The following is a 5,958-nucleotide window of genomic DNA, read 5'->3' as shown; positions in this document are numbered from 1 at the left end:
TCCGACCGGTCGCTAGACCTCGAGCCTCAGATCCGGCTCCGCCAGCAGGACCTCGCCGTCGAACTCCGCGGCGGCCTCGGCGCGCACGGCCTCGCGGTCCGTCCACGGTGGGATGTGGGTCAGGACCAGACGGCCCACCCCGGCGAGTCGGGCGGCGCGACCCGCCTCGGCACCGGACATGTGGATCCCCGGCGGGCGGCCCTCCTCGTGGGTCCACGAGGCCTCGCAGAGGAACACGTGTGCGCCGGCCGCGAGTTCGACCAGCGAGTCGCAGTAGGCGGTGTCGCCGCTGTAGACCAGGACACGACCATCCTGGCAGGTCAGGCGCATCCCGTAGGACTCCGGCGGGTGATCCACCCGTTCGGCCCGCACGCGCAGGCCCACCTCGCCGTCGTCGCCCGTCATCTCCACGTCGGGCGTGACCTCCCACGACCCCACCTCGAAGGTGTCCGAGAGATCGTCCACCGCCCCCGGCTCCTCCGAGGACGCGACCCCGATCCGGTACGCGGTCCCGGACGGACCGATGAGCGGGACTCGGACCGCGCGCTCGGCCTCCGGGCCGTAGCGCCGCAACACCAACAGGCCAGGAACGTCCAGACAGTGATCGGCGTGGAGATGGGACAACAGGACCGTGGCGTCCTCCGGCGCGATGTACCGCTGCAGAGCCCCCAACACCCCGGGCCCCATGTCGATCACGACCGGGGCGACCCCCTCGACCTCCACCAGATACCCGGACGCCGGCGAGGTGGGTCCGCCGATACTCCCCGAGCAACCCAGGACAGTCAGAAACATGGGCACCATCGTGCCACGGCCAGCCCGCGGTCGCCCGGAGTGTGCCCCGGCGGGCGACCCGGGACCGGTCCGCGGGGAGGGATCACACCGCACCCGCGCGGCCGACCGACACGAGACCGGGACCGAGGAACCGGGACGCCACCCGGCGGAAGCTGTCCGGGTCACCGGTCACGAGGAACTCCCGGGTCGCCGGATCAGCCGCGTCGTGGGGGCGCAGCAGGTCCTGCGAGGTGAGCACACGCAACACGTCCTTGGCGGTCTCCTCGGCGCTGGAGACCAGCGTGACGTGATCGCCCACCGCGAGCTGGACCACCCCGGACAGCAGCGGGTAGTGGGTGCACCCCAGGACCAGGGTGTCCACGTCCGCGTCCCGGATCGGCGCGAGGTACGCCTCCGCGAGCCCCAGGATCTGCCGGCCGCTGGTGATCCCGCGCTCCACGAACTCGACGAACTTCGGGCACGCCACCGAGGTCAGGTGGACCCCGGCTGCCGCGGCCACGGCGTCGTCGTAGGCCAGCGACGCGACCGTGGCGCGCGTGGCGATCACCCCGATGCGGCCCGAGCGTGTGGTGGCCACCGCGCGCCTGGCAGCCGGCTGGATCACCTCCACCACCGGCACCGGGTAGCGCTCGCGCGCGTCCCGCAGCATCGCCGCCGAGGCGGTGTTGCACGCGATCACCAGAGCCTTGACCCCGCGGTCGACGAGGGAGTCCGCGACCGCAAGGGCGTGCTCGCGGACCCGGGCCAGGGGCAGCGGCCCGTACGGACCGTTGGCCGTGTCCCCCACGTAGATCAGCGACTCGTCGGGGAGCTGGTCCATGATCGCCCGGGCCACGGTGAGTCCACCCGCTCCCGAGTCGAACACCCCGATCGGGGCCAGTGGATCGGGAGATGTCACCTCTGGGAACCGGCGTTCCGCCGCTGCCCGGCGGTGACCGCCTGTGGCTTCCGGTCACGCTTGAGCCCGTACGCCGAGAGCACCCCGCCGATGGCCCCGCCGAGGTGCCCCTGCCAGGACACGCCGTCCAGCATCGGGGACAGTCCCGCGAGGGCCTCGAACCCGTAGTAGAAGCCGATGACCAGACCGATGAGCAGGTGCAGGAACCGACGGGAGAACAGGCCCCGAACGATCACGTAGAAGATGTAGCCGAACACGATGCCCGACGCCCCGATGTGGACGGTCCCGGTGCCGCCCAGGATCCACGACACGACCCCCGAGGCCAGCCACGAGATGAGCGTGACGCTGATCAGGGGCCGGATCCCGGACATCGCGATGATCGATCCCAGCACGAGCAGGGCGATCGAGTTGCCGATCAGGTGCGCCCAGTCCCCGTGGAGGAAGGGTTGGAAGATGATGCCGGGCAACCCGTCGGTGGAGAGCGGGCGCACCCCGTAGCCGTCGAGTCCCTGCGGGGGCCCGATGGTGGCCTGGATGACCTGGTCAGCCGCCTCGACCACCCACATCAGCGCGACAAAAGCGAAGAGCAGGACCAGTGCCGGCCAGCGGCGTGGCCCCTGAGGAACGGGACGGGCGGTCTGGACGCCCCCCGCCCGGAACGTGCGCGGGTCTGGATTCACCGTGTTCTCCTCACTTCCCGGTCAGAGCGGTGCACAGGGAGTCCTGCATGAAGGTCAGCCAGTGGTAGACGTCCAGGTGCGCCGACCTCGGGTCGTCCTCCGCGACGAACTCGGGGATGTCGGTGGCCGGGACGCCGTCCACCGCCCCGGCCTCGAGCAGCAACGCCCCCAGGCCGAGCCTGACGTCGTTGAGACACCCCATCCAGGCCTGTGCCTGCTCGGGGCTGAGCGAGACGGTCCCCCCGCGCGCCGGGAGCGACCTCAGGACCGTCGACGCCGCCGCGAGCTTGACGTCGATGATCTCCGGCTCATGGATCATGCGCATGCCCGAGTTGTGGGCGCGGGTCACCGCCGCGGCGTCCGCGTCGGATCCCCCGCCGGGCTCGGGCCGGTGGAAATCGGGGAGCAGTCGGGCGAGCGGGGCCTCGACGGGGAGCTCGGAGTGGCCGCTGCGCATCCCGGTGATCTCGGCCAGCTCGTCCCTGGGGGCCGAGTCGCGCCGCTGCTCGAGCATGTCGACGATGTTGGACACCAGGGCGTGGAGGATCTGCACCTCGTGGCCCTCCATGACCGCCTTGACCCGGGGGCCGGTGAGGGAGGACTTGCGCTGCCAGGCCTTCACGCCCTCAGACCTCCCGCTGCATCGTGGCCCACAGTCCGGCCTCCTGGAGCTTGCGGACGTCGTTCTCCACCTTGTCCCGGCTGCCGGACGAGACCACCGCGCGGCCGTCGTTGTGGACCTTGAGCATGAGCTCGTGCGCCTTCTCCCTGCTGTAGCCGAACACCCGCTGGAACACGAAGGTCACGTAGCTCATCAGGTTGACCGGGTCGTCCCACACCACGGTGAGCCACGGGCTGTCCACCTCGGCGTCGAGCTCGGTGTCCGTGCCTTCCACGGGCGCGGCCGACGGCATCGCCATCACGGGGACGACGCTCCGGTCGTCCGCGATCTGTGTGGTCACGGTGTGCATACGGCCAAGGATACGGATTACCGCCGGGTCGGCCACGCCGTAGAGTCAGCCGGGTGACCTCGACCGCCCCGACGCGCGCCCCTCACCCGCCGGGCCGTCCGTCCACCGCACTGCTCACGGACAAGTACGAGCTCACGATGATCCGGGCCGCACTGGCCGACGGGACCGCCGACCGTCCCTGCGTGTTCGAGGTGTTCGCCCGTCGGCTCCCGGCGGGTCGCCGGTACGGCGTCGTCGGTGGCACGGGCCGACTCCTCGAGCGGCTCCGGGATTTCCGCTTCGGCGAGGAGGAGCTCGCGGTGGTGGCCGACTCCCTCGACGAGCGGACCCTCCGGTGGTTACGGGATTTCCACTTCACCGGCCACGTCGACGGGTACCCCGAGGGTGAGCTGTTCTTCCCCGGATCCCCGGTGCTGAGCATCCGGGGCGGGTTCGCCGAGTGCGTGCTACTCGAGACCCTGGTCCTGTCCGTGCTCAACCACGACAGCGCGATCGCCTCCGCCGCCGCGCGCATGACCTCCGCCGCAGATGGTCGTCCGATCATCGAGATGGGGTCACGCCGCACGCACGAGGAGGCCGCGGTGGCGGCGGCTCGCGCCGCATACCTCACGGGGTTCGCGTCCACCTCCAACGTCGAGGCCACCCGCCGGCACGGGGTCCCCTCCGCCGGCACGTCGGCGCACGCGTTCACGCTGCTGCACACCGGACCGGACGGACCGGACGAGGCATCGGCCTTCCGATCACAGGTGGCCACCCTCGGTGTGGACACGACCCTGCTGGTGGACACCTACGACATCACCCGTGGCGTGGCCACGGCGATCGAGGTGGCCGGGCCCGGGTTGGGAGGCGTCCGGATCGATTCGGGCGACCTCGGGATGCTGGCCCGTCAGGTGCGCGTCCAGCTGGACGCCCTGGGCGCCCACAGGACCCGGATCGTGGTCTCCGGAGACCTCGACGAGTACGCGATCGCGGCCCTGCGGGCCGAGCCCGTGGACGCGTACGGAGTGGGCACCCGGTTGGTGACCGGGTCCGGCGCCCCCACCGCCGGCATGGTCTACAAGCTCGTCGAGGTGGACGGCATACCGGTGGCCAAGCGCTCCGCCCACAAAGAGTCCCTGCCGGGCGCCAAGCGGGCGATCCGGCTGCACCGACGTTCGGGCACCGCGGTCGAGGAGGTGCTCCTACCGTGGGCCGGCTCCGTGCCCGCCGAGGCCGGTCTGGAGCAGCGGAACCTGATGGTCCCCCTGATGCGCGACGGCGACACCGCTCCCGGACTGCCGACCCTGAACGAATCGCGGGCGCTCCACGAGTCCGCCATGGTGACCCTGCCGTGGGAGGGGCTGGCGTTGAGCGAGGGCGAGCCGGCTGTCTCCGTGCGGGTGGTACCGCCCGGACCCCGGCGCTGATCCACCCGCCCCCGACCCAGGGCCCGGGACGTCACCCGCCGCCACGTCACACGTCGTCCGGCGGGTCGCCGCGACACCGGGTGGGGCCGCTAGGGTGACCGGGTGACCGACTCGCTCCCCCCTGTCTCCGACCTGCTCGCCACCGCGGTCGAGAGCCTGGGCGGCAGCGAACGCCTGGGCCAGGTACGCATGGCCGAGGCGGTGGGCAACGCCCTGGCCACCGGCGAGCATCTGGCCGTCCAGGCCGGCACGGGTACCGGGAAATCGCTGGCCTACCTGGTGCCGTCGCTGCGGCACGCCGTGGCCACCGGGGGGACGGTGGTGGTCTCCACCGCCACGATCGCCCTGCAGAACCAGTTGGTGGACCGCGACCTCCCCCGACTGGCCGCCGCCCTCAAGCCGGAGCTCGGCGTGAAGCCCTCACACGCGATCCTCAAGGGCCGCGGCAACTACCTGTGCCTGCACCGCGTCTCGTCCGGCCCGGTCGACGAGGCCGATCCCGACGAGGTGGTGTCCGAGGAGCTGTTCGACCTTCCGATCGGTGGCGAATCCACGGGTGCCCGCACCCCCCGCGAGTCCTCCCCGCGCGACTCCGGGCCCGGGTCGCGACTCGGCCAGGAGATCGCCCGACTGCACGACTGGGCGCAGGACACCGAGACCGGCGACCGCGACGACCTGCCCCGCGGGGTGTCCGACGCGGCGTGGCGTCAGGTGTCGGTGACCAGCCGCGAGTGCCTGGGGCAGCTGTGCCCCGAGTTCTCCGAGTGCTTTGCCGAACTTGCCCGGCAGGAGGCGGGTCGGGCAGACGTGGTGGTGACCAACCACGCCCTGCTCGCGATCGACGCCATGACCGACGTCTCCATCCTTCCCGAGCACGACGCGGTGGTGATCGACGAGGCCCACGAGCTCTCCGACCGGGTGACCGGCGTGACGACGGCGGAGCTCACCGGTGCCGCCGTGATCCAGGCGGCCCGCCGCGCGGCCAAGCTCGTCGATCAGCAGACCGCCGATCGCATGGTCGCGGCGGGCGAGGGTCTGGCGAGCCTGCTCGAACTATGTCCCGAGGGGCGGTGGGACCTCCTGCCCGAGGGGGCCGACCTCGCGCTGGCCGCGGTCCGGCACACCGCCGAGAACTGCCGCAGCGCCGTTCCCGGTCCCAAGCCCGGCGAGGTCGCGAACGATCCCCAGGGCGCCTCCGACCGGCAGAAGAC

Annotated in this window: 7 protein-coding genes; 2 read left to right on the top strand and 5 right to left on the bottom strand. The window is 71.8% G+C overall.

Annotation, left to right across the window (positions count from 1 at the left end; genetic code table 11):
• Nucleotides 1-12: 12 nt before the first annotated feature.
• The 5 genes from G6027_RS07305 to clpS all read right to left on the bottom strand — a co-directional run bounded on the left by G6027_RS07305 (nucleotide 13) and on the right by clpS (nucleotide 3,284).
• Nucleotides 13-792 (bottom strand): MBL fold metallo-hydrolase, encoded by a 780-nt coding sequence (locus G6027_RS07305; RefSeq protein WP_182636599.1) that lies wholly within the window; start codon nucleotides 790-792, stop codon nucleotides 13-15.
• 82 nt (nucleotides 793-874) lie between these two features.
• Nucleotides 875-1,690: a glutamate racemase gene (gene murI, locus G6027_RS07300; RefSeq protein WP_182636598.1), complete on the bottom strand. Its 816-nt coding sequence runs from the start codon at nucleotides 1,688-1,690 to the stop codon at nucleotides 875-877.
• Nucleotides 1,687-2,370 (bottom strand): rhomboid family intramembrane serine protease, encoded by a 684-nt coding sequence (locus tag G6027_RS07295; RefSeq protein ID WP_182636597.1) that lies wholly within the window; start codon nucleotides 2,368-2,370, stop codon nucleotides 1,687-1,689. The genes murI and G6027_RS07295 overlap by 4 nt, the downstream gene beginning before the upstream one ends.
• Before the next feature lie 10 nt (nucleotides 2,371-2,380).
• The gene (locus tag G6027_RS07290) at nucleotides 2,381-2,992 is read right to left on the bottom strand and encodes a DUF2017 family protein (protein ID WP_182636596.1); all 612 of its coding nucleotides are present in this window, start codon (nucleotides 2,990-2,992) and stop codon (nucleotides 2,381-2,383) included.
• A gap of 4 nt (nucleotides 2,993-2,996) precedes the next feature.
• A complete protein-coding gene (clpS, locus tag G6027_RS07285) occupies nucleotides 2,997-3,284 on the bottom strand; it encodes an ATP-dependent Clp protease adapter ClpS (RefSeq protein WP_241726899.1) in 288 nt (95 codons plus the stop codon).
• A 110-nt stretch (nucleotides 3,285-3,394) separates the two neighbouring features.
• On the opposite strand from clpS, the gene G6027_RS07280 reads away from it, so the two are divergent.
• Nucleotides 3,395-4,747 (top strand): nicotinate phosphoribosyltransferase, encoded by a 1,353-nt coding sequence (locus G6027_RS07280; protein WP_182636594.1) that lies wholly within the window; start codon nucleotides 3,395-3,397, stop codon nucleotides 4,745-4,747.
• A 102-nt stretch (nucleotides 4,748-4,849) separates the two neighbouring features.
• Nucleotides 4,850-5,958 (top strand): DEAD/DEAH box helicase (locus tag G6027_RS07275; protein WP_182636593.1); only part of this gene is annotated, 1,109 nt, incomplete at its 3' end.

Source organism: Dietzia sp. SLG310A2-38A2 (assembly GCF_014145095.1).
Classification (GTDB): Bacteria; Actinomycetota; Actinomycetes; order Mycobacteriales; family Mycobacteriaceae; genus Dietzia.
The sequence above is the reverse complement of the archived record's forward strand: the minus strand, read 5'-3'. Positions and strand labels throughout refer to the sequence as shown.